At 61.6% G+C, this 19,375-nt stretch carries 26 protein-coding genes; 11 read left to right on the top strand and 15 right to left on the bottom strand.

The genetic code is table 11. The features are described from left to right. Positions 1-161: 161 nt before the first annotated feature. Positions 162-1,694, bottom strand: coding sequence for a M10 family metallopeptidase (locus AC5J09_RS09460; protein WP_494297514.1), 1,533 nt, complete (start codon positions 1,692-1,694; stop codon positions 162-164). A gap of 92 nt (positions 1,695-1,786) precedes the next feature. Between AC5J09_RS09460 and AC5J09_RS09455 the strand changes: the two genes are divergently transcribed. Then, entirely contained in the window at positions 1,787-2,044 is a 258-nt protein-coding gene (locus tag AC5J09_RS09455) for a hypothetical protein (RefSeq protein ID WP_324763493.1), read from the top strand. Positions 2,045-2,455: 411 nt separating this feature from the next. On the opposite strand, the gene ocd is transcribed toward AC5J09_RS09455, so the two are convergent. Then, on the bottom strand, positions 2,456-3,523 hold the full coding sequence (gene ocd, locus AC5J09_RS09450; protein WP_100671619.1) for an ornithine cyclodeaminase: 1,068 nt from the start codon (positions 3,521-3,523) through the stop codon (positions 2,456-2,458). Positions 3,524-3,649: 126 nt separating this feature from the next. Here ocd and AC5J09_RS09445 point away from each other — a divergent pair, with 126 nt between their 5' ends. The 3 genes from AC5J09_RS09445 to AC5J09_RS09435 all read left to right on the top strand — a co-directional run bounded on the left by AC5J09_RS09445 (position 3,650) and on the right by AC5J09_RS09435 (position 5,581). Beyond that, a complete protein-coding gene (locus AC5J09_RS09445) occupies positions 3,650-4,111 on the top strand; it encodes an Lrp/AsnC family transcriptional regulator (protein WP_018099044.1) in 462 nt (153 codons plus the stop codon). 76 nt (positions 4,112-4,187) lie between these two features. Continuing rightward, entirely contained in the window at positions 4,188-4,808 is a 621-nt protein-coding gene (locus tag AC5J09_RS09440) for a DUF922 domain-containing Zn-dependent protease (RefSeq protein ID WP_198516674.1), read from the top strand. 242 nt (positions 4,809-5,050) lie between these two features. Further along, the gene (locus AC5J09_RS09435; protein WP_494297513.1) at positions 5,051-5,581 is read left to right on the top strand and encodes a DUF992 domain-containing protein; all 531 of its coding nucleotides are present in this window, start codon (positions 5,051-5,053) and stop codon (positions 5,579-5,581) included. Here AC5J09_RS09435 and AC5J09_RS09430 read toward each other — a convergent pair. The 5 genes from AC5J09_RS09430 to cyoA form a co-directional block, all read right to left on the bottom strand. After that, positions 5,565-6,356, bottom strand: coding sequence for an SURF1 family protein (locus tag AC5J09_RS09430; RefSeq protein WP_494297512.1), 792 nt, complete (start codon positions 6,354-6,356; stop codon positions 5,565-5,567). The genes AC5J09_RS09435 and AC5J09_RS09430 overlap by 17 nt on opposite strands. 104 nt (positions 6,357-6,460) lie before the next feature. Beyond that, positions 6,461-6,862: a cytochrome o ubiquinol oxidase subunit IV gene (gene cyoD, locus AC5J09_RS09425; protein WP_100671475.1), complete on the bottom strand. Its 402-nt coding sequence runs from the start codon at positions 6,860-6,862 to the stop codon at positions 6,461-6,463. Beyond that, the gene (gene cyoC / locus AC5J09_RS09420; protein WP_494297511.1) at positions 6,859-7,491 is read right to left on the bottom strand and encodes a cytochrome o ubiquinol oxidase subunit III; all 633 of its coding nucleotides are present in this window, start codon (positions 7,489-7,491) and stop codon (positions 6,859-6,861) included. Before cyoC ends, cyoD begins: the two co-directional genes overlap by 4 nt. After that, entirely contained in the window at positions 7,488-9,497 is a 2,010-nt protein-coding gene (cyoB, locus tag AC5J09_RS09415) for a cytochrome o ubiquinol oxidase subunit I (protein WP_494297510.1), read from the bottom strand. The genes cyoC and cyoB overlap by 4 nt, the downstream gene beginning before the upstream one ends. 37 nt (positions 9,498-9,534) lie before the next feature. Next, positions 9,535-10,695 (bottom strand): ubiquinol oxidase subunit II, encoded by a 1,161-nt coding sequence (gene cyoA / locus AC5J09_RS09410; RefSeq protein WP_494297509.1) that lies wholly within the window; start codon positions 10,693-10,695, stop codon positions 9,535-9,537. A 298-nt stretch (positions 10,696-10,993) separates the two neighbouring features. Here cyoA and AC5J09_RS09405 point away from each other — a divergent pair, with 298 nt between their 5' ends. The 3 genes from AC5J09_RS09405 to AC5J09_RS09395 all read left to right on the top strand — a co-directional run bounded on the left by AC5J09_RS09405 (position 10,994) and on the right by AC5J09_RS09395 (position 13,106). After that, on the top strand, positions 10,994-12,334 hold the full coding sequence (locus AC5J09_RS09405) for an MFS transporter (RefSeq protein WP_494297508.1): 1,341 nt from the start codon (positions 10,994-10,996) through the stop codon (positions 12,332-12,334). Positions 12,335-12,546: 212 nt separating this feature from the next. Beyond that, complete coding sequence (locus AC5J09_RS09400; RefSeq protein ID WP_003526298.1) at positions 12,547-12,735, top strand: DUF3008 family protein; 189 nt, start codon at positions 12,547-12,549, stop codon at positions 12,733-12,735. A 212-nt stretch (positions 12,736-12,947) separates the two neighbouring features. After that, entirely contained in the window at positions 12,948-13,106 is a 159-nt protein-coding gene (locus AC5J09_RS09395) for a hypothetical protein (RefSeq protein ID WP_018099036.1), read from the top strand. 42 nt (positions 13,107-13,148) lie between these two features. Here AC5J09_RS09395 and AC5J09_RS09390 read toward each other — a convergent pair whose 3' ends face one another. Then, the gene (locus AC5J09_RS09390) at positions 13,149-13,670 is read right to left on the bottom strand and encodes a sigma-70 family RNA polymerase sigma factor (protein ID WP_018099035.1); all 522 of its coding nucleotides are present in this window, start codon (positions 13,668-13,670) and stop codon (positions 13,149-13,151) included. Between the two features lie 230 nt (positions 13,671-13,900). Here AC5J09_RS09390 and AC5J09_RS09385 point away from each other — a divergent pair, with 230 nt between their 5' ends. From AC5J09_RS09385 to AC5J09_RS09370, 4 genes are all read left to right on the top strand, one after another. After that, positions 13,901-14,182, top strand: a complete 282-nt coding sequence (locus tag AC5J09_RS09385) for a DUF1236 domain-containing protein (protein WP_100671487.1) — start codon at positions 13,901-13,903, stop codon at positions 14,180-14,182. 132 nt (positions 14,183-14,314) lie between these two features. Continuing rightward, complete coding sequence (locus AC5J09_RS09380; RefSeq protein ID WP_338281716.1) at positions 14,315-14,578, top strand: hypothetical protein; 264 nt, start codon at positions 14,315-14,317, stop codon at positions 14,576-14,578. A gap of 297 nt (positions 14,579-14,875) precedes the next feature. Then, positions 14,876-15,352, top strand: a complete 477-nt coding sequence (locus AC5J09_RS09375) for a CBS domain-containing protein (RefSeq protein ID WP_018099032.1) — start codon at positions 14,876-14,878, stop codon at positions 15,350-15,352. Beyond that, a complete protein-coding gene (locus AC5J09_RS09370) occupies positions 15,346-15,606 on the top strand; it encodes a DUF982 domain-containing protein (protein ID WP_018099031.1) in 261 nt (86 codons plus the stop codon). The genes AC5J09_RS09375 and AC5J09_RS09370 overlap by 7 nt, the downstream gene beginning before the upstream one ends. A 28-nt stretch (positions 15,607-15,634) precedes the next feature. On the opposite strand, the gene AC5J09_RS09365 is transcribed toward AC5J09_RS09370, so the two are convergent. The 7 genes from AC5J09_RS09365 to AC5J09_RS09335 form a co-directional block, all read right to left on the bottom strand. Next, complete coding sequence (locus AC5J09_RS09365) at positions 15,635-15,937, bottom strand: DUF6074 family protein (RefSeq protein WP_100671495.1); 303 nt, start codon at positions 15,935-15,937, stop codon at positions 15,635-15,637. Between the two features lie 398 nt (positions 15,938-16,335). Further along, positions 16,336-17,118: an SDR family oxidoreductase gene (locus AC5J09_RS09360; protein WP_100671497.1), complete on the bottom strand. Its 783-nt coding sequence runs from the start codon at positions 17,116-17,118 to the stop codon at positions 16,336-16,338. Then, the gene (locus AC5J09_RS09355; RefSeq protein WP_198516676.1) at positions 17,115-17,486 is read right to left on the bottom strand and encodes a hypothetical protein; all 372 of its coding nucleotides are present in this window, start codon (positions 17,484-17,486) and stop codon (positions 17,115-17,117) included. Before AC5J09_RS09355 ends, AC5J09_RS09360 begins: the two co-directional genes overlap by 4 nt. A gap of 103 nt (positions 17,487-17,589) precedes the next feature. Continuing rightward, positions 17,590-18,012, bottom strand: coding sequence for a low affinity iron permease family protein (locus tag AC5J09_RS09350; RefSeq protein ID WP_275599332.1), 423 nt, complete (start codon positions 18,010-18,012; stop codon positions 17,590-17,592). A gap of 159 nt (positions 18,013-18,171) precedes the next feature. After that, on the bottom strand, positions 18,172-18,420 hold the full coding sequence (locus AC5J09_RS09345) for a DUF982 domain-containing protein (protein ID WP_013850416.1): 249 nt from the start codon (positions 18,418-18,420) through the stop codon (positions 18,172-18,174). Continuing rightward, positions 18,398-18,679 (bottom strand): DUF982 domain-containing protein, encoded by a 282-nt coding sequence (locus AC5J09_RS09340; protein WP_003526277.1) that lies wholly within the window; start codon positions 18,677-18,679, stop codon positions 18,398-18,400. The genes AC5J09_RS09345 and AC5J09_RS09340 overlap by 23 nt, the downstream gene beginning before the upstream one ends. 109 nt (positions 18,680-18,788) lie before the next feature. Further along, positions 18,789-19,040: a DUF982 domain-containing protein gene (locus AC5J09_RS09335; protein WP_013850417.1), complete on the bottom strand. Its 252-nt coding sequence runs from the start codon at positions 19,038-19,040 to the stop codon at positions 18,789-18,791. Positions 19,041-19,375 lie beyond the last annotated feature (335 nt).

Raw genomic sequence — 19,375 nt, 5'->3', positions numbered from 1 at the left:
AATCAGGCCGATGGGATACTCCGAGGCCTGTCGACGCCGGCCGCAGGCGTCGCGTCGAACGTCCTGCGGTGCCGCGCCCCTGCGGCTGCGCAGCCACTTGCTTTCGATTGTAATATGCGATGCTGCAAGGGGTGGTTGCGTCCTGTATGTGTCCAGCCGGTCTAGAGGACGAAATAGCCCTTCTGGAGGGTGACGGCATCGTCCAGGTGTATCGCGAAATCCGCCTTCCTGTCGCCGTTCACGTCGCCGTAGATATAGGTGTCGGAGACATCGCGGACGTAGCGTAGCTCACCCTTCTTGCCGCTGAAGGCGGCGCTTCCGACGAAGCCAAACGCCTGGTCGCCGGCGGAGGACGTATTGGCATCGATCGCAGAGAGATCGATCCTGTCGGACTTTGCCGTAAAATCGAAAATGGTGTCGCGCCCGGACTTTGCCACCGTCGAATCCGAGAGCGCCTTGAAAGTGAAGCTGTCGCTACCGCTGCCCCCGTTCAGACGATCCGCGCCCGCGGCGGCATAGAGCAGGTCGTTGCCGGATTCCCCGTAGAGCTTGTCGTTGCCTTTTCCGCCGTAGATTCTGTCGGAACCGGAGCCGCCATAGAGCGTGTCGTTGCCCGTGTCGCCGTTCAGCCTGTCATTGCCCCCGTAACCCCACAGCACATTGGCTGCCTGGTTGCCCATGATCGAGTCGCCGGACGAACCTCCCTTGACGTTTTCGATCAGTGAGCGCGCATCGCCATGGTAAAGCAGCGCATTGAAAATGTTGCCGGCGGCAAAGCCGCCATTCGGGCCGCCGCCGAGCCAGGCCAGCTGGTCGATGCTGAAGGTCGAAGCGCTGCCCGGCCTGAGATCGATCTTGAGGGCGTTGGTATAGGCGCTCAAATCGTAGGTGTCGTTGCCGCCGCCGTCCCAGATGGTTGCGAAGATGCGGTTCGCGCCGGGCGAAATCCCGGCCCCGCCGTTCACGAAAGTGGTGCCGCCGCCCGGCGTCCACTTATACACCGTATTGCCGGCATTGGTCGTGAAATCGGCGCCGTACATTTCCTGAAGCGCGGCGATGTCGGCCATCATGAAGGTCTGCGGCGCGCCGAACTGCTCGTAATAGTAGCCCTCGTCGGCGCCGATATAGCCGCGATAGGTCATGATCGAATATTCGATCGAGTCGTATCGTGCAGGCGAGGCGCCGTAGACGTCACCTTCATGGCCGTGCTTCAGGCCGAGTGCGTGGCCGAGCTCGTGCAGGAGCGTGTGCCATGCGTAATTGCCCGCAATCGGCTTGCGGTAGTCGTCCGCCGTGCCGGCATAGGCCGTGCCGAACCAGATGTCGCCGCCGGAGGCATCGAGCGCCGGCAGGTAAGCATAGGCGGTGTCCGGCAGCCACGATTGCGCGAACCGGATCGTCGCGGTGCTGGCGCTTCCCGCCTTGAAGCTGGCATTGGTGAATCCTTCGACCGAAAAGCCGTCATTGGCCGCCGAACCGTAGGATTGCTCCATGGCGAAAAGCGCTGTTTTCGCCTGTGCCGCCGATATCGAAGTAAACCCGTAGTATTTTTCGAACCCGTAGCCGTAGCTTCCGCGCCATGTCGGGAATGCGTAGGTTATCGTACCGCCCCATGCGTCTCCTGTCAGCAACGAATCAACGACGCTGTTTCCGGTTGCTTTGACGAACTTAAGAGACTTTCCGGCACCGCTCATTCGAAATTCCCGCTATTGTTGTATTTTCTGATTAGCAATTATCAGAGACATTGGCTACTATTATCGTAGGGATGCCGCAAAAGGAGCGGTTCGTGACATTTCGCAAAATTGCGCAGTTGCTTGTGCTGGGATTGACGGCAATGTCTCCGGCCATGGCGCAAGGCGCGATGAAGCCAAGCGGAGCGGAGATGCAGAAGCCACCCGACTACGAGCGGGCCGTGCGATCGGAGTTCGAGGCCGCACGGGCGGAAAATACGGTGGAGGCCTACGAGCGCTTCATCCGCCGTCATCCCGGCCATGCGCTCGTCGAGGATGCTCGAAAGGCGATGTTGCGTCTGCAGGCCCGGTGAAGCGGTGCCACCCCGGCGGGGAATGGTCAACCTGTGACGCAATGAATCGCGCCGAGGGGCCGCACCCTCTCCCTCCTCATCCCCTGTGCTCGTCACAGGGATGAGAGCAGCGCCGCGTCTGCGGCGCGGGAAGCTTTCTTTCAGCCCAAGGACTTGGTCTGGCTGGATTCCTGTGACAAGCACAGGAATGAGGGACCGGGGATGTGCGGCTACTACATCGAAGCGAAACGGGACGCTGCATACGGGCGTGACCCGGGACCGTCCGCGCCGCCTCGCTATCTTCACGGTTTATGAAAGCGCGCCGAGGGACCGCACCCTCTCTACCGTCATTCCTGTGTCCGGGCTAGACAACGAGCACGGGAATGAGGCGACCAAACAAGCGGCGGCGGGTGGCCCGAACCTCGACAGGGCTTAGACGGCTTCTTCGCTCTCTTTTGCCCGCAGAAGCATACCGAACAGGTCGCGCGGGTCATCCGGGTCGGCGATCATGTCGAGGTTCTGATAGAAGTCGGTTCCGGGGAGGCGATCGCGGACGTAGCGGAGCGCAGAGAAATCCTCGATCGCGAAGCCGACACTGTCGAAGAGGGTGATCTGGCGGGCGTCGCGCCGGCCCTGCGCCTCGCCCGTGACGACCTTCCAGAATTCGGTCACGGGAAAATCGGGTGCCATCTGCTGGATTTCGCCCTCGATCCGGGTCTGCGGCGGATATTCGACGAAGACGTCCGAGCGCTTCAGGATATCGCGATGCAATTCCGTCTTGCCGGGGCAATCGCCGCCGATTGCGTTGATGTGGACGCCGGCGCCGACCATGTTGTCGGTGAGAATCGTGGCGAACTGCTTGTCGGCCGTACAGGTGGTGACGATCTCGGCGCCTTCGATCGCTTCCTGGGCGGACCTGCAGGACACGATCCTGAGCCCGGAACCGTCGAGGTTGCGGGCGGCCTTTTCCGTTGCACGCGGGTCGATATCGTAAAGGCGGATGGTGTCGATGCCGCAGACGGCCTTCATCGCCAGCGCCTGGAACTCGGCCTGCGCGCCGTTGCCGATCATAGCCATGGTGCGTGCATCCTTCGGCGCCAGGTGCCGGGCAGCCATTGCCGAGGTTGCGGCAGTTCTGAGCGCCGTCAGTATCGTCATCTCGGTCAGAAGTGCCGGATAGCCCGTCGAAACCTCGGCGAGCAGCCCGAAAGCAGTCACCGTCTGCAGCCCCTCGGCGGTGTTCTTCGGGTGACCGTTGACATATTTGAAACTGTAGATCCTGCCGTCCGAGGTCGGCATCAGCTCGATCACGCCGTCGCGCGAGTGGCTGGCGACGCGCGGCGTCTTGTCGAAACTTTCCCAGCGGCGGAAGTCCGCCTCGATGGCGTCCGTGAGTTCCGCCAGAACCGTTTCCACACCGAGGTGATGCACGAGGCGCATCATGTTGTCGACGCTGACGAAGGGCACCATGGCCTTGGCTGAAGGAAGCGGGGAGAACATGGAGATTCCTCTTGGCGGCTTGCTGTACTCCAGGACAGGGTAGCGATTGCGTGCGCTGGTCGAAAGCGCAAACATGTGCTAATTTCGGCACCGAATTGAGCGATTTTTCCAGTCGGATTGTGCAATATGAGCAGAACAGCGGTTGGCGATTCAGTCGTTGCAAAATACACCCCGGATGATCTGGACCGCCGGATCATTGCGCATCTGCGCGCCGACGGCCGGGCATCACTTTCCAAACTTTCCGACGCGCTGGGCGTGGCGCGTGGCACCGTGCAAAATCGCCTGGATCGCCTGCTGGAGACCGGGACGCTTCTCGGGTTCACGGTGCGCGTCAGGGAAGACTACGACCTCAACACGGTTCATGCGGTGATGATGATCGAGGTTGTGGGGAAGTCGACGACGCAGGTTGTTCGCAAACTGCGCGGCATGCCCGAGATTTATACGCTGCACACCACCAACGGCAACTGGGATCTGGTCGCCAACATACGGGCAGCTAATCTCTCCGAATTCGACCGGATCCTGCGCGAGGTGCGAATGATCGACGGCGTGGCCAACAGCGAGACCAGTCTCCTGTTGAGCAGCGTCTGACCGGCAGCTGCCGCGCAGGGGCAGATCGGGACGATTGAAAGCCGGACCCATCCCCGTTAGGTTGCGCCCGCATTCAATGAAGGTTTTCGTGGGGGTTGGCTTGGCGGGCCGTCGAACTTGTTTTCTGTTGGCCTGTCTTCTGCTGATGCCGGCGGCCGCCCGGGGGGAATGGCGGGCGGTCGAAAAGACAGAGACTTACGCGATCACCGGTCAGTCCGGGCCGGAGCTCTATGCTTCCATCGGCGAACGAGGACCGCAGGTGGGCGGCCTCGGGCGCGCGATCGCCCATACGAGCTTCAAGCTCACCTGGAGGCGGAAATATGAGGAGCGAGACGGGGCCTGCGTGCTGGCGTCGGCGCTGCCGAAGCTCACCATCACCTATACGCTGCCGAAACTTGCCGGAAAGCTGCCGGCCAATATTGAGGCCCACTGGCAGACCTTCATCGCCGGCGTGAGAAAGCATGAGCTGGTCCATGGCGACTTCATCAAGGAGATGGTGAGCGCCATCGAGGCCGCCACCGTGGGCCTCACCGTTGCCGACGATCCCCAATGCCGCAAGATCAAATCCGAAATGACGAAGCGGCTCGGCGAAATCTCCCGCACGCAAAGACAGAAGAGCCGCGACTTCGACAGGGCCGAGCTCAGCGACGGCGGCAATGTTCACCAGCTCATCCTCAATCTCGTCAACGGCGGCTGATGCGCGTGGCAAATCCGTTCGAGGCGTCGCGCTTCAGGCTTTGGCCGAAAGGCAACACTTCTGCGCAAAAGTAAGTTGTTGTCGAGCCTGCCTCCGAATCGTCTCAATGCAACGAAAACGTGAGCCCGCCTGAGTGGCAGGCATAGCGGCACGATAGCTTTCCGTGCGGCTGACATTACTGAATTTGTTTCGGACGATCGGCCGGGGTTTCTGCCGATCATGAGCCGAAAAGGAGAAGATGCATGAAAAAGACTCTCGCCAAGGCGTTTTTCGCGGTCACGATCGCGTCTGCCGCCGCGGGCACCAATGCCGCCGATCTGACCTATCAGGAGCCGGCGCCGCCGCCGGCGGTGCAGGACGCGCGCGGCGGTGTGAAGATAGGCTATCTGGAATGCGACATCGGCGGCGGCGCCGGCTACGTGCTCGGTTCGTCCAAAGAGGTCGAGTGCGCTTTCCGGTCGCTGGGCGGCGACGTGATCGAGGATCGCTACACGGGAGAAATTCGCAAACTCGGGATCGACGTGGGTTTCACGATGCGCAGCCGGTTGATCTGGGCCGTGTTCGCGCCGACGGCAGGCTACCACCATGGTTCTTTGAGCGGTATCTATAAGGGCGCGAGCGCCGAGGCGACGCTCGGTGCGGGTGTGGGCGCCAACGTCCTCGTCGGCGGCACCTCCGGCTCTATCCACCTCCAGACGGTCAGCGTCACCGGCCAGCTCGGTCTCAATGTCGCGGCCGCGGGCACATCGATGACCCTCAACTCCGCGAATTGATGTCTTGGCCGGCGCGGCCGTTACGCCGCGCCGGGGCCGATCTCCTCGCCGTCCTCCACAAAATCACCAGCATGCCTGCCGTCATGGCCGCGAGACCGTACCATGTGACGGCATAAACGAGGTGATTGTTCGGGAAGACGACGCGCGTCAGGCCTCCGACGGGAAGCCCGCCGCGATTGGGGACAGCATCCGCGTCGACGAAGTAGGGCGCGACCTCGGAGAGGCCGCGCGCCGCAGCGATCGCACCCACGTCGCGCGAATACCAACGGTTTTCCCCGGCCTTGTTCGACTGAAGGAGTGAACCGTTCGGCTCGTCCATGCGCATGAGGCCGATGACCTTCGCCTCGCCCTCGATCTGGCCGTCCCGCCGCGTCGATGCCTCACGCCTCTCCGTCGGGACGAAGCCGCGGTTTACGAGCACGGTCGTCCCATCGGCCGCCGCAAGCGGCGTTACGACCCAATAGCCGGCACCGCGCTCGGTTGCGGCATAGACCAGCGTTTCCTTCTCATGGAGGAAGCGGCCCTGGAGAGTGACGTGCCGGTATTCGTCTCGCGCGGCGGTGACGTTTGGCCAGTCGCTGCGGGGCGGCACAGGCACGGGTGCCGCCTGGACGCGCTCCTCGACCCGGGCGATCAGGTCGAGCTTCCAGGAGAGGCGCTTGAGCTGCCACGTGCCGAGCGCAGAAAAGGCCGCGATGAGCAGGAGGCCGAGGATGCTGAGGATCGCAAGCGAGAGCCGGGAGTGCTGTCTTGATGCGGCTTCGACGTCTACCATTGCAAGCTTGTCTTTGAATTCGATCTGCTGGCGCCCCTCATCCGCCTGCCGGCGCCTTCTCCCCGCAGGCGGGGAGAGGATCCGGTGAGGGGCGAAGCTCCGACTCACGGCATGTTCTTCATCATTTCCGGGCTCATCGGCATCATGTTCGTGTTCAGGTGATGCATGACCCAGAGCGAGCCGGAAAGCGCGATGGCGACGAGAAGGATCGTGAAGATCAGCGCCATCATCGTCCAGCCGCCTTCAGAGCGGGTGTTCATGTGCAGGAAGAAGATCATGTGGACGACGATCTGGACGGCGCCGAGAGCCATGATGATCGCGGCGGTGAGGACGGCGCTGTCGAGAACGTCGGCCATTACCAGCCAGAAGGGGATCGCGGTCAGGACGACGGAGAGGACGAAACCGGTCACGTAACTCTTCAGCGTTCCGTGTCCCGCGTCGTGACCATGGCTGTGGCCATGATGGGCCTCGAAAGCGTCCTCGTGCGAAGGTGCGTGCGTACTCATCCGAGAACTCCCATCAGATAGACGAAGGAAAAGACGCCGATCCAGACGACGTCGAGGAAGTGCCAGAACATCGAAAGGCACATGAGGCGGCGCTTGTTTTCCGAGATCAGCCCGCGTTTTGCGACTTGCGCCATGAGCACGAACATCCAGACGATGCCGGCTGTCACGTGCAGGCCGTGCGTGCCGACGAGCGTGAAGAAGGAGGACAGGAAGGCGCTGCGCTGCGGTCCGGCGCCCTCATGGATCAGATGCGCGAATTCGTAGAGCTCGAGCCCGACGAAGGCGATGCCGAAGAGCGCGGTGACTGCCATCCAGGCGAGCGTCGCTTTTTTCTCGTAACGTTCCATCGCCAGCATGGCGAAGCCGTAGGTGATCGAGGAAAAAAGCAGCATCGACGTGTTCACCGCGACGAGCGGCAGGTCGAAGAGATCGGCGGGCGAGGGGCCTGCGGCATAGTTTCGGCCGAGAACCGCATGGGTGGCGAAGAGAACCGCGAAGATCAGGCAGTCGCTCATCAGATAGAGCCAGAAGCCGAGCATCGTGCTTCCTTCGGGGTGGTGTTCCTCCGTCAGGTAGAAGGTCGGCGCCTCGTCCGCATCAAGCGCGCTTTCGGTACGGAACTCGGTCATGCTTGCACCTCGGCGGCAAGCACTTCTGTGCGCTTGCCCTCTGTGTCGGCGACGACGTTTGCGGGAATGTGGAAGTCGCGGTCATAGTTGAAGGTGTGACCGACGGCGATCACCACCATGGCGACGAAGGAGAGGATCACGAGCCACCACATGTACCAGACCATGGCGAAGGCGAAGACGACGCTGATCGCCCCGAGGATGACGCCTGTGCCGGTGTTCTTCGGCATGTGGATCGGCTTGAAGCCTGCAAGCGGCCGGCTGTGGCCGCGCTTTTTCATGTCCCACCAGGAGTCCTGATCGTGGACGAGCGGAGTGAAGGCGAAGTTGTAACCCGGTGGTGGCGAGGCGGTCGACCATTCGAGCGTGCGCCCGTCCCAGGGGTCGCCGGTCGTGTCGCGCAGTTCTTCGCGCCGCACGAAACTGACGACGAGCTGGATCAGCATCGACAGGATGCCGAGCGCGATCAGGAAGGCGCCGAAGGCCGCGATGACGAACCAGATCTGCAGAGAGGGATCCTCGAACTGGCTGACGCGGCGCGTGACCCCCATGAGCCCGAGCACGTAGAGCGGCATGAAGGCGAAGTAGAAGCCGGTCAGCCAGAACCAGAAGGACATCTTGCCCCAGAACGGATCGAGCCTGAATCCGAAAGCCTTCGGGAACCAGTAGACGACGCCTGCCATCAGCCCGAAGACGACGCCGCCTATGATGACATTGTGGAAGTGGGCGATGAGGAACAGCGAATTGTGCAGCACGAAATCGGCAGGCGGAACCGCAAGCAGAACGCCGGTCATGCCGCCGAGCACGAAGGTCACCATGAAACCGATGGTCCAGAGCATCGGCACCTCGTAGCGGATGCGGCCGCGATACATGGTGAAGAGCCAGTTGAACATCTTCGCTCCGGTCGGGATCGAGATGATCATCGTCGTGATTCCGAAGAACGCGTTGACGCTCGCACCCGAGCCCATGGTGAAGAAGTGGTGCAGCCAGACGATGTAGGAGAGGATGGTGATGACGACCGTCGCATAGACCATCGAGGCATAGCCGAAGAGCCGCTTGCCGCAGAAAGTCGCGACGACTTCCGAGAAAATGCCGAAGGCCGGCAGGATGAGGATGTAGACCTCCGGATGGCCCCAGATCCAGATGAGGTTGACATACATCATCGGATTGCCGCCGAGGTCGTTGGTGAAGAAGTTCGTGCCGGCATACCGATCGAGCGTAAGCAGCGCCAGCGTCGCGGTCAGCACCGGGAAGGTGGCGACGATCAGCACGTTGGTGCAGAGCGAGGTCCAGGTGAAGACCGGCATCTTCATCATCGTCATCCCGGGGGCGCGCATCTTCACGATGGTGGCGATGAGGTTTATCCCCGACAGCGTCGTTCCGATGCCGGCGATCTGCAGGCCCCAGATGTAATAGTCGACCCCGACGCCGGGGCTGTAGTCCGCGCCCGACAGCGGCGGATAGGCAAGCCATCCGGTCCGCGCGAACTCGCCGACGAAGAGCGAGAGCATGATGATGATCGCGCCGGCCGTCGTCATCCAGAAGCTGAAATTGTTGAGGAAGGGGAAGGAGACGTCGCGCGCGCCGATCTGCAGCGGCACGACGAAGTTCATCAGCCCCGTCACGAAGGGCATCGCCATGAAGAAGATCATGATGACGCCGTGTGCGGTGAAGACCTGGTCATAATGATGCGGCGGCAGGTAGCCTTCCGAGCCGCCGAAGGCCATCGCCTGCTGCAGCCGCATCATGATAGCGTCGGAAAATCCGCGCAGCAGCATCACCAGCGCGAGGATGATGTACATGATGCCGATCTTCTTGTGGTCGACGCTCGTCAGCCAGTCGCGCCAGAGCGTCCCCCAGAAGCGGTAATAGGTGATGAGCCCAATCAGCGCGATGCCGCCGAGCGCGACGGCGAGAAAGGTCACGACGAGGATCGGCTCGTGATAAGGGATCGCGTCGAGGGTAAGCCGGCCGAAGATGAGCTTCAGAAAATCTGGATCGGAGAACATGGGAAACCTGTTCAATCGTTGGCGCAACGCGCCATGTTCAATGGTTGAGCTGCGGCGGTGCCGGATCGCTCTCATGGTTCATGCCCGGCATCGAGTGTCCCTCGTGTCCCCCCATGGGCATATCGTGCTGCATCGGCTCCTCTGCGCCGGTGCCCTGCGGCTCGTGCTGGCTGCGCGCGGGTGTGCCCGTCGCCGGGTGCGTTGCGGCCGGCGCTCCTTCCGCAAGGGAATGCCTGTTGTCGTATTCCAGCTTTTCCCGGTTCTCGGCGCTCTCCTTGCCGGCGCCCCCCATCATGTCGATGTGCATCATCTCCTCCATGCACATCTTGCCGGGTGCGACGCATAGGTTGAGGATTGCCCGATACAAGCCGTCCTCGACCGCGGCGTAATAGCGGACCGGCTCCCTTTCGCTCGGCTTTTCGAGCTTCAGATAGGCGTCGCGGTTGAGCGCGGTCCCCTGCGCCTTCACCCGCGCCACCCAGTCGTCGAAGCCCTGCCGGTCGAGCCCGTGGAACTTGAAACGCATGTGGGAGAAGCCGTCGCCACTGTAATTGGCCGAGAAGCCTTCATATTCGCCCGGCTTGTTGATCACCGCGTGGAGCTTCGTTTCCATGCCCGGCATCGCATAGATCTGGCCGGCAAGGGCCGGAATATAGAAGGAGTTCATCACCGAGGAGGCGGTGATCTTGAAGCGGATCGGAACGTCGACGGGCGCTGCGAGCTCGTTGACGGTCGCGACCCCGAGGTCGGGATAGAAGAACAACCATTTCCAGTCGAGCGCCACGACCTCGACGTTCAGCGGTCTGGCGTCCGCGGGTATCGCCCTTTCCGCATCCAGCCGGTCGAGCGGCCGATAGGGGTCGAGCTTGTGCGTGCTGATCCAGGTGACCGCCCCGAGCGCGATGATGATCGCAAGCGGTGCCGACCAGATCACCACCTCGAGCGCCGTCGAGTGGTGCCACTCCGGATCGTAGGTGGCGTTCGTGTTGGCCCGCCGATACCGCCAGGCGAAGAAAAGCGTCAGGAAAACGACCGGGACGATGATCAGCAGCATGAGGATCGTCGATATGACGATCAGATCGCGTTGCTGCGCAGCGATATCGCCGGACGGCGACATCACCACCATGTCGCATCCCGCCATCACGAAGAACAGCGGCAAAACGGCGAGGCGGCGGGAAAACTTCAACAGTTCTGGCACGGCTCGAAGCTCTATTTGTTTCGACGGCTTTGCGACTAAAGTAGAGTGGGCGGGAAAGGTATGAGGTCGATGGTCGCACTGCAGCAATCCGCCGCAGTCGTTTTGCGACGCAGCATCTTCCGCCGCTTGCAGGTAGCGAGGACGTGAAACGCATTATTTCGCGTTTCTCCCCTTGATATGAGCGGTTGATTGGTCAAGATCCCACCAAGGGGGCCTTGCGCTCTCACCTTGAGAGTACGAGCGGGTGCGTCGGAACACCGCATGTTCCTAGCCCCCGTGCGAGCGCGGGAGGCGTTTGATGAGCAGTGCAATGCAACAGTCCCTGGGACCGTCGTCCTCTTCGATGGAGCGCGACGCGCGGCGCATTCACGACGACACCTCCGTATCTGCTGGCAATATCGCCATCGGCGTCGTTATCGGCCGGGCAGCGGAATTCTTCGACTTCTTCGTCTATGGCATTGCCTCCGTGGTCGTCTTTCCCCAGCTCTTCTTTCCTTTCGCTCCGGATCGGTTGACGGCGACGCTCTACTCCTTCGCGATTTTTTCACTTGCCTTCGTTGCAAGGCCGGTCGGTTCGCTGGTCTTCATGGCCATCGACCGCACTTACGGCCGAGGCGTCAAGCTGACGATCGCGCTTTTCCTCCTCGGCGGTTCGACGGCCTCGATCGCCTTCTTGCCGGGCTATGAGACGCTCGGCGCCTGGTCCATCGCGCTGCTTGCCGTCTTTCGTCTCGGTCAGGGATTTGCGCTTGGCGGCGCCTGGGACGGGCTCGCCTCGCTTCTCGCTCTGAACGCGCCGCAGCACCATCGCGGCTGGTACGCGATGATTCCGCAGCTCGGCGCGCCCCTTGGTTTCATGCTCGCCAGCGCCCTCTTCGCCTATTTTCTCGTTTCGATTTCCGAGGCGGACTTTCTCGCCTGGGGTTGGCGCTACCCGTTCTTCGTAGCCTTTGCGATCAACGTCGTCGCGCTGTTCACGCGCCTGCGGCTCGTCATGACGAAGGAATTCGGAACGCTGCTCGACATGCACGAGCTTCAGGCGGCCCGGGTCACGGAAGTGCTCAGGGTAAATGGAGGCAACGTCCTCATCGGCGCCTTCGTCCCGCTGGCAAGCTTCGCCCTCTTCCATCTGGTGACCGTGTTTCCGCTCAGCTGGGTGGAAATCTACACGGATCACGGCGCAAGTTCGTTCCTGATGGTGCAGTTCCTCGGCGCGGTCTGCGGCATCCTGGCCATCGTCGCTTCCGGGCTGATTGCCGATCGCATCGGCCGGCGCAATCACCTCGGAATTTGCGCGGTCCTGATCGCGATTTTCAGCTTCGTCGCCCCGATTCTGCTCCAGGCTGGCGCCACCGGTCGCGACGTCTTCGTGATCGTCGGTTTCACGATCCTCGGCCTCTCCTTCGGCCAGGCCGCCGGAGCCGTCGCGTCGCGCTTCGGCAAAGCGTACCGCTATACGGGGGCGGCGCTCACCTCGGACCTGTCCTGGCTGATCGGCGCAGGCTTTGCGCCGCTGGTGGCGCTGGGGCTGACCAGCCGCTTCGGGCTCGCCTTCGCGGGCTACTATCTTCTCTCCGGCGCTCTTTGCACGGTCCTCGCGCTGGTCTTCAGCAAGAAGCTCGAGATCGACAACGAATAGAGCGAAGGCGAGAGGCTCGGAAAGCCCCTTCGTTTCCGTCCCGCCATGCGCCCCCCGAGCTTCCGTCATTGTTTCGGCTTGCCGATCAGAACCGTAAAGCTGGCTCGAGCGGGGGAACATAATCGAGTCTCGCCGGTTCCGGCAGCGACGCGGTGCGGGAGCGAACTCCGTGCATTGCGGTGAGTGCCATGCACCGAAAGGAGAAAGGAGCCATGCCTGCAAAGTCGAAGGCGCAGCAGAAGGCTGCCGGCGCGGCCCTTGCCGCCAAACGAGGCGAAAAGAAGAAGAGCGAACTCAAGGGCGCCTCCAGGGGCATGGAAGAGTCCATGACCGAGAAGGAACTCGAGGAAATGGCCTCGACCAAGCGCAAGGGAAAGAAGGAACACGTCTCGGACAAGTAACCGCGCATGCTGAAGCGCATTGCGCTTGCGGAACGCGCCGGTAAACGGTATTCGGGCCGAGGTATAAAAGTCCCGGTTTGCCCTCACGGTCGGAAGAATGTTTCAGCTCACCATGGCTGTAGCCCTTTCACGCCCGCCGTTTTGATGATGTACAGCGCCAAGCGGGAACAATATTCTGTAGCAGGATCCGGGTCGTGGTTAAGGACGGGCGAATGGACGATAGCAGGGTTTCCGCGGATGCGGACGCGGAAAAAGCCGTTGATGAGCGGATTGCGTCGCTCGTCCAGAAGATGCGCAAGGAAGCAGTCCCGGAGCGACTTCTCGAACTGGCGCGGGAGTTGCAAAAAGCCCTTGACGAGCGCAAGCGCTGACCGAAAGCCGGTTTGCTCTCGTGGAGCCGCTCGTCCGCTCAGTCAGTTCAGCGGATTGCCGTGCATTTGCGCCGTCAGTTCGTCACGTGCCCGGCTGAGCCGGCTCTTGATCGTACCGATCGCGCAGTCGCATATGTCAGCGGCTTCCTTATAGCTCATTCCGAACCCGGCAACGAGCACGAGGACTTCGCGGTGCTCGGGTGAAAGAGCCCCAAGCGCGCTACGCAGCTCGCCGTTGAGCACGGACCACTCCTGCGACGGCGCGGTTGGAATCGGCAATTCGGCGCAATTGGTGCTCCCCGGGCTTTCCCGCGTGCGGATCTTGTACTGCGTACGAAATGCATTTCGCATGATCGTAAACAGCCAGGACTTGAGGCTCGTACCGGGCTCGAACTGCTCGATGCTTCTCAACGCCCGGAACAATGTCTCCTGAACGAGGTCGTCGGCCTCGAACGACGCTGACGTGAACGTTCGAGCGAACGCCCGCAGAGCGGGAATCAGATCGACGACTTGCTCCTCAAGCAGCGGTGATTGTTGCGATGCGTGACCGCCGATAGCAGGCATGTCGAATATTGCCCTTCTGCCTATGAAGATTTCTCTAGGTGACGTTGGGAAATGCCTTTCCGGCCCTTTGGTTCCTGAGAGCCGGGGGATATTTCCCGGACGGGCTCAATGCGGCATCTGATCGCGCGGCCTACACCGGGAGAGATCTCCGCCGCTCGACACGGGAACCAAAAGCGACATCACCAGTTTGAGTGGTCTAGGGACATCCAGTTGAGTGGAAGGAGAACGCCATGAAGAGATTTGCATCTATGACTGCTGCACTGCTTTTGATCGGTTCATCGGCCGTCGCGCAGACGACAGTCGTCCTGCCCGGCGAAGTAAGAACCTATGTGATGGAGCAGAAGACGCCTTCTATCACCTATGAAGGCGAGATTGTCGTCGGGCAACCGATTCCGGAAACGGTGGAGATCCACACGATCCCGGACCAGCCCGATTTTGCCTATGCGATCGTCAACGAAAAGCGCGTCGTGGTAAATCCGAAGACGCACACGGTCGTGGAAGTCTTGGAGTAGCATTGCGCGTCTGACGGAGACGCGGCGCTGGATGTGCGCAGCATGCATGCGCAAGTCTGCTTGGTGCGGCTCCTGTCCCTGAATTACGAGCGTGGCGGCATGCGCCGCCACGCAAGCCCTTGAGGGCAATACATGGAAAATCAAAGCATCGAGTTTCGCCTGGCGGCGCACAGAGAAATCCTTGTTGCCGTCCTATCCGCGCTTTACCGCCACAAGGACGTCTGGGCGGAAGTCAACCGCGCCCTGGAAGAGGTCCCGATCGTTCAGGATCATGAGGAAGATCCCGGCGTCGTACCCTCGGAAGCCTTTGCCAGGCAGAACGCGATGACGACGGAAATCGCTTCCATGCTGCAGGATGCGAGGGACCGGACGGATCTGGACCCTCAGCCGCCTTGACACGCCTGCCGGGGCAATTAGACCGGAACCCCTTCTACCTTCGTGCGTTAATCAAAAGGCTGCGTTTTCAGCCCCCCGCATGTCCACGCAAGAGAAGGGAGCGTATCGTGCGCGTTCGACTGAAACAGAAGCGTCCGAACTTTGCCCGGCCGCCTGAAAATCCAAATCCGAAGAAATCGGGGCGGAATACCTGGCAACCTCAGGTCATTGGCCCTTACCGTGTCGACCTCACTCCAAAGAAGTCGACGGCAGATGAAGTGGCAATTCCGGCCTCGATCAATGGGAGGAGTCTCATCGATGGCCGGCCATGAGGACAAGATGGTCCGTGTTCGGGACGTAATGTCTCGGCAGGTTTTCACCGTTTCTCCCACCGATACGGCGCAATCCGTCGCCCGGCTCATGGCCGAGACAGGGGTTGGCGCGGTGCCGGTGGAAACGCCGGGTGTCGGAACGATCCTCGGGATCGTCACCGATCGGGATATCGTCACCTCCGTCGTCGCGCAGGGGCTATCCAGTTCGACGGCCGTGTTCGAGTTCATGACAGTCGCTGCCGAATCCTGCGAGGAGGACGACAGCCTCCTGCTTGCCGCCCAGAAGATGCACGACCTGCGCATCCGGCGCCTCGTCGTCGTCAATGGGAAGCGACACGCGGCCGGCATCGTGGCTCTTGCGGACATCAGCCGGGTCAATCCGGAACTCGGCGGTCTCGTTCTCGAGGGAATCAACCGGCCCGCGCCCGTCGATAACCAACTTGAAGGAATGTCGACATGCTGACGCAGGATCGCCTCTGGAGCGAGGCGGTGATTCTGGAGGCCGGTGAGAACCGCGTCCTACGGGTACAGAGCACCCGCGACGCTTTTCTTTGCCTCAAAAATCACTGGCCGGTTGCCGACGGAGACGCAAAGCGCGAGGCCTTCGCAGCATGCGAGCGCGTGATCGACGGCGATGACGAGCCCGATGTCGCACGTGCCGCCTTCATAAAGGCCGCCGAGGAAGCACAGTTCAGCGTACATAGCTGGACCGGGTGATTTATCCGGCGTTACAAGGATCGAGGCATCATGGGCGGCTGTCGGAGCGGTTCCGGGCCGCAGGCTCCTGATAGCGTTCGGCGATAGCGATCTGGACTTCCGCCTGGAACGCGAGGACCTCGTTTCGGATATCGTCCTCGCGTAGACCGAGTGCGGAAAGCTGCTCGGCGAGCTTTCGGCACTCGCTCTTCCAGTAGTCGACGGCAGCGGGCCCGTGTATCCGGTCGAGTTCGCGTGCGCAGCGATCGACATCGCCTGCGCGTGCCGCCAAAGGAAACGCGACCACTTCGCCGCCCCGGACCATGGCTCGTTCACCAAACTCAGCTGCCATCGAATCACCCTACGTTCATCACCAGCCACGTCTATCGGCTAGATGGTTAACGATTCATTCGCCCGCCATCGCTTGCCCTCTGGCGGTATCGTCCGGGAAAACCCGGAAGCGACAACATTATCCGGTGCGAAGGGAACAAACGCATCGCTGCACGGTTTGATAGTCGGACCGCGTGGAATCAAGTTCCCTCTCCGCAAAGCCCCTACGGATCCACGCGCTCCTCAATAATAACGAACAAAATAGTGGGCCCCGCCGCCCCGGGCGGGGCCCTTTCCTGTGCGGCTTTGCGTGTCGAAGTGTCGCGAGGGGAACGCATCTCAGGCGAGACCAGGAAAGACGGCCGGCGAGCGAGCGCGGAACGCATTCTTGTCGATCATGATCTGTGACGAGGGGAGGGACTATCGCAGCAGGCCCTGGCCGCCGTCGATCCAGACGGGGCTTCCGGTCACGTGGCGCGCACGCTCGGAGACGAGGAAACGGATAAGCTCCGCCACGTCTTCGCTGCGCCCCGGTTGCCCGTCGGTGATAGGCACCTGCCCCTCCGGCCATTCGACGGGAATTGCCGTTTCCGCTTCGTGGCGCAGCTTGGTGTTGTCGTTGATGTTCGTCTCGATCTCGCCGGGGCAAACGGCGTTGACCCGGATGCGGTGCTTGCCGAGCTCCAGCGCCAATTGCTGAACGATCGCGACCTGTGCCGCCTTCGTGGCGGTGTAGGCCGTGGCACCCGGTGTCGTGAAGGTCCGGGTGCCATTGATCGACGAAACGACCACGATGGCGCCGCCCCCGCGCTGTTTCAGGTAGGGAACCGTCAAATGCAGGGTGAGGAACGTGCCGCGCAGGTTGACGGCGATCGTCTCGTCCCATTCGAAAGGCTTCAGGTCATCGATCGGTGCCCAGACGCCGTTGATGCCCGCATTGGCGACGACGATGTCCAGATGACCGAACTTGAGCACAAGATCTCTGACTGCGTTGCGCATCTGCAGCTCGTCGGAGATATCCGCCTCCAGCGCGATCGCCTGGCCGCCGGAACCGACGATCTCATCGGCGACTTCCTCCACCTCCATGCGGGTGCGTCCCAGCGCTCCGACCTTCACGCCGTCTGCGGCAAGCGCAAACGCGGTGGCTCGGCCGATGCCGGACCCGGCACCGGTGATCAAGGCGACGGGCGAGGACTGGTTCATGGCTGGCCGTTCTTCGCGCGGTCGGTCGGGATCGTGGAAACCGTAACGGATACCGGATCGCTGGCGGGGAATGTGTCCTCGAGGCCCTCGTCGAGCTGCCTTTCCATTTCATCCGTGTCTTTCGCGCCACGTGCGCTGCGGTGGATTTTCGAGGTCTCCTGGGACTCCTCGATCGCGCTGCAATCGGCGGACGCGAGCTCACGCATGACGGCTTGCGCCTTCTCGATGGCGTTGAGCCGGTTGAGGTTTGCGGCCGCGTCGTTGCGCATCGAGACCGAAACGATCTCACCGCCGTCGCCGACGAATTCGACCGTGAAGCCGGCTTTCCCGCCCTGTTCGGGGATCACTTGTGTACCTACAAGATGCATACGGCACCTCCTCGTTCGCTGCGGCGCTTCCATGCCGCATTGGGTTCTGCGGTCGCCCGCCATTCGTCAGGCAAACGGATGCGGTGTGTTTTGGTTCCGACGCCTAGCTCCGGGTCGGCGGCCGCCGGCTGAGAACGTTCGCGACCTTTTCCCGAAGCGTATGATCGTCTTCGTCGTGGGCGTGCTGCTGGAGTATCTCGCCCAGGCGTTTCAGCTCTTTCTCGTCGAGCCTCTCAATGCCTACGTAACTGTTCTCAGCCGAGCTCGTCAGAATGAGCTCGTCGAGCTTCGTCTGAAGCGCTCGGCCGTCCCGGTTCTGCGTGTTCTGAAGGACGAAGACCATCAGGAAGGTGACAATCGTCGTGCCGGTATTGACGACGAGTTGCCACGTCTGGGAAAAACCGAAGATCGGGCCTGTGAGGGCCCATACGGCTATCAATACAAGGGCGAGGACAAAGACGGCGGGGCGCCCGGCATACTCCGCCACCGCACTTGCAAACCTGCTGAAACCATTGGCCTTTGGCATCGGATATCCCACGTTTGTTGATCCGCTGATCAACACGCGAGCAGGCGAAGAGTTCCCACCCGACGCCAAGCTCCGTCAGGCGCGCAACGCTTCGTAGGCACCTTGAATCGTGGGTGCGCGCGGGAAGCCGCATGCGGTGTCCTCCCGCGCATGTATCGGTCAGCTTACGATATTGACCTGCGCCTCTTTGGCGGCAGCGACGAAGGCCGCCCGCGCGACATAAGCGGGGGATTCGCGTTCGAGCACCGCCATGCAGATGTCGATTGCCGCCTGGTAAGCCTGGCCGTGGCTGACCGGCCACCGCTTCGTCAGCAATTCGACCGCCTGTCGGGTGTTCGACACCATGTGAATCTGCGGATCATCGGGCATCCGCACGGGGACGCATTCATTCCAAGGGCCGGGGTCCATGACCTTCCTCCTGCAGCGGCACGACCGTCAGAAAGGCCTCCCGCAAAGCGGCGATGAAGGCAGCCCGCGCATCTTCCGGCCTCTTTCTGCGCTTGAGCGCCGCATTGCATGCACGGATGGCGCAGCCGTAATAGGCGCCGTCCCGCACCGGCCATTCGCTTTGGAGGCAGTGCATCGCGTCGAGCGGGCCGACAACCGTGCGGCACCTGCCATCGAGCATGTTGATATTGACGGGCTTGCTCCATGGAATCTCGTACATCGTTCTTCCTCGCCCAATCCGAAGGCCGCCAGCACGGCGCCTCCCGCGTCCCACTCCGAAACTCGATCGACCGCGTCTTTCGACGCGTTGGAATCTAAATTGTCCTGGTCTAATGGCTGCGGATCGAAATATGTGCCTCTTCCGCTGCCTTTATAAAGGCCCTGCGGGCCCTTTCGGTCTTTACCTTGCCATCCAGAGCCTGGAGGCATACGCGCTTGGCTGCGGCCAGCGCCGGTCCATCCCGACGCGGCCATCGCTGCAACAGGCATTCTACGGCCTCGCGCGTGCTTTTCACGTCGCGATATTTGCCCTCGGTTCCGAGTTCCAATTCGACACTCTTATCCCACCAGAAACAATGCATGACGCTAGCCTCGCGGGGTTGTTGCCGGTTGGAAATGAAACTTGGGAAACGGGCTTTTGGTTCCGCTGCGAGCACGCGCCTGCCCCTTGACGCAAGGCGCGGCATTGCTAAGTAAGAGACGTCCCGCTCTTGGACATCGGAATGCGGGATGAACATTGGTGCCGGGCCCCTCTGGCGAGAGTTTACGGCGCTCTCGTGATGTCGGTACCGCCAGCAAGTCACGCCGGCGGATATAGCTACCATGAAAACTGATCTCATGCCTCACGCATGTGCCCATACGGCTGTGCGTTTTTTTGTCTCTGGAAATCTCCCTTTCGTCCACGCTTCGACAGCGC

The organism is Sinorhizobium sp. (assembly GCF_059070375.1).
The sequence above is the reverse complement of the archived record's forward strand: the minus strand, read 5'-3'. Positions and strand labels throughout refer to the sequence as shown.

Excerpts from the sequence above, each read along its gene's own strand:
- AC5J09_RS09460 (WP_494297514.1), bottom strand. The coding sequence starts at position 1,694 with ATGAGCGGTGCCGGAAAGTCTCTTAAGTTCGTCAAAGCAACCGGAAAC.
- ocd (WP_100671619.1), bottom strand. The coding sequence starts at position 3,523 with ATGTTCTCCCCGCTTCCTTCAGCCAAGGCCATGGTGCCCTTCGTCAGC.
- AC5J09_RS09445 (WP_018099044.1), top strand. The coding sequence starts at position 3,650 with ATGAGCAGAACAGCGGTTGGCGATTCAGTCGTTGCAAAATACACCCCG.
- AC5J09_RS09440 (WP_198516674.1), top strand. The coding sequence starts at position 4,188 with ATGAAGGTTTTCGTGGGGGTTGGCTTGGCGGGCCGTCGAACTTGTTTT.
- AC5J09_RS09435 (WP_494297513.1), top strand. The coding sequence starts at position 5,051 with ATGAAAAAGACTCTCGCCAAGGCGTTTTTCGCGGTCACGATCGCGTCT.
- AC5J09_RS09430 (WP_494297512.1), bottom strand. The coding sequence starts at position 6,356 with ATGGTAGACGTCGAAGCCGCATCAAGACAGCACTCCCGGCTCTCGCTT.
- cyoD (WP_100671475.1), bottom strand. The coding sequence starts at position 6,862 with ATGAGTACGCACGCACCTTCGCACGAGGACGCTTTCGAGGCCCATCAT.
- cyoC (WP_494297511.1), bottom strand. The coding sequence starts at position 7,491 with ATGACCGAGTTCCGTACCGAAAGCGCGCTTGATGCGGACGAGGCGCCG.
- cyoB (WP_494297510.1), bottom strand. The coding sequence starts at position 9,497 with ATGTTCTCCGATCCAGATTTTCTGAAGCTCATCTTCGGCCGGCTTACC.
- AC5J09_RS09405 (WP_494297508.1), top strand. The coding sequence starts at position 10,994 with ATGAGCAGTGCAATGCAACAGTCCCTGGGACCGTCGTCCTCTTCGATG.
- AC5J09_RS09400 (WP_003526298.1), top strand. The coding sequence starts at position 12,547 with ATGCCTGCAAAGTCGAAGGCGCAGCAGAAGGCTGCCGGCGCGGCCCTT.
- AC5J09_RS09395 (WP_018099036.1), top strand. The coding sequence starts at position 12,948 with ATGGACGATAGCAGGGTTTCCGCGGATGCGGACGCGGAAAAAGCCGTT.
- AC5J09_RS09390 (WP_018099035.1), bottom strand. The coding sequence starts at position 13,670 with ATGCCTGCTATCGGCGGTCACGCATCGCAACAATCACCGCTGCTTGAG.
- AC5J09_RS09385 (WP_100671487.1), top strand. The coding sequence starts at position 13,901 with ATGAAGAGATTTGCATCTATGACTGCTGCACTGCTTTTGATCGGTTCA.
- AC5J09_RS09380 (WP_338281716.1), top strand. The coding sequence starts at position 14,315 with ATGGAAAATCAAAGCATCGAGTTTCGCCTGGCGGCGCACAGAGAAATC.
- AC5J09_RS09375 (WP_018099032.1), top strand. The coding sequence starts at position 14,876 with ATGGCCGGCCATGAGGACAAGATGGTCCGTGTTCGGGACGTAATGTCT.
- AC5J09_RS09370 (WP_018099031.1), top strand. The coding sequence starts at position 15,346 with ATGCTGACGCAGGATCGCCTCTGGAGCGAGGCGGTGATTCTGGAGGCC.
- AC5J09_RS09365 (WP_100671495.1), bottom strand. The coding sequence starts at position 15,937 with ATGGCAGCTGAGTTTGGTGAACGAGCCATGGTCCGGGGCGGCGAAGTG.
- AC5J09_RS09360 (WP_100671497.1), bottom strand. The coding sequence starts at position 17,118 with ATGAACCAGTCCTCGCCCGTCGCCTTGATCACCGGTGCCGGGTCCGGC.
- AC5J09_RS09355 (WP_198516676.1), bottom strand. The coding sequence starts at position 17,486 with ATGCATCTTGTAGGTACACAAGTGATCCCCGAACAGGGCGGGAAAGCC.
- AC5J09_RS09350 (WP_275599332.1), bottom strand. The coding sequence starts at position 18,012 with ATGCCAAAGGCCAATGGTTTCAGCAGGTTTGCAAGTGCGGTGGCGGAG.
- AC5J09_RS09345 (WP_013850416.1), bottom strand. The coding sequence starts at position 18,420 with ATGGACCCCGGCCCTTGGAATGAATGCGTCCCCGTGCGGATGCCCGAT.
- AC5J09_RS09340 (WP_003526277.1), bottom strand. The coding sequence starts at position 18,679 with ATGTACGAGATTCCATGGAGCAAGCCCGTCAATATCAACATGCTCGAT.
- AC5J09_RS09335 (WP_013850417.1), bottom strand. The coding sequence starts at position 19,040 with ATGCATTGTTTCTGGTGGGATAAGAGTGTCGAATTGGAACTCGGAACC.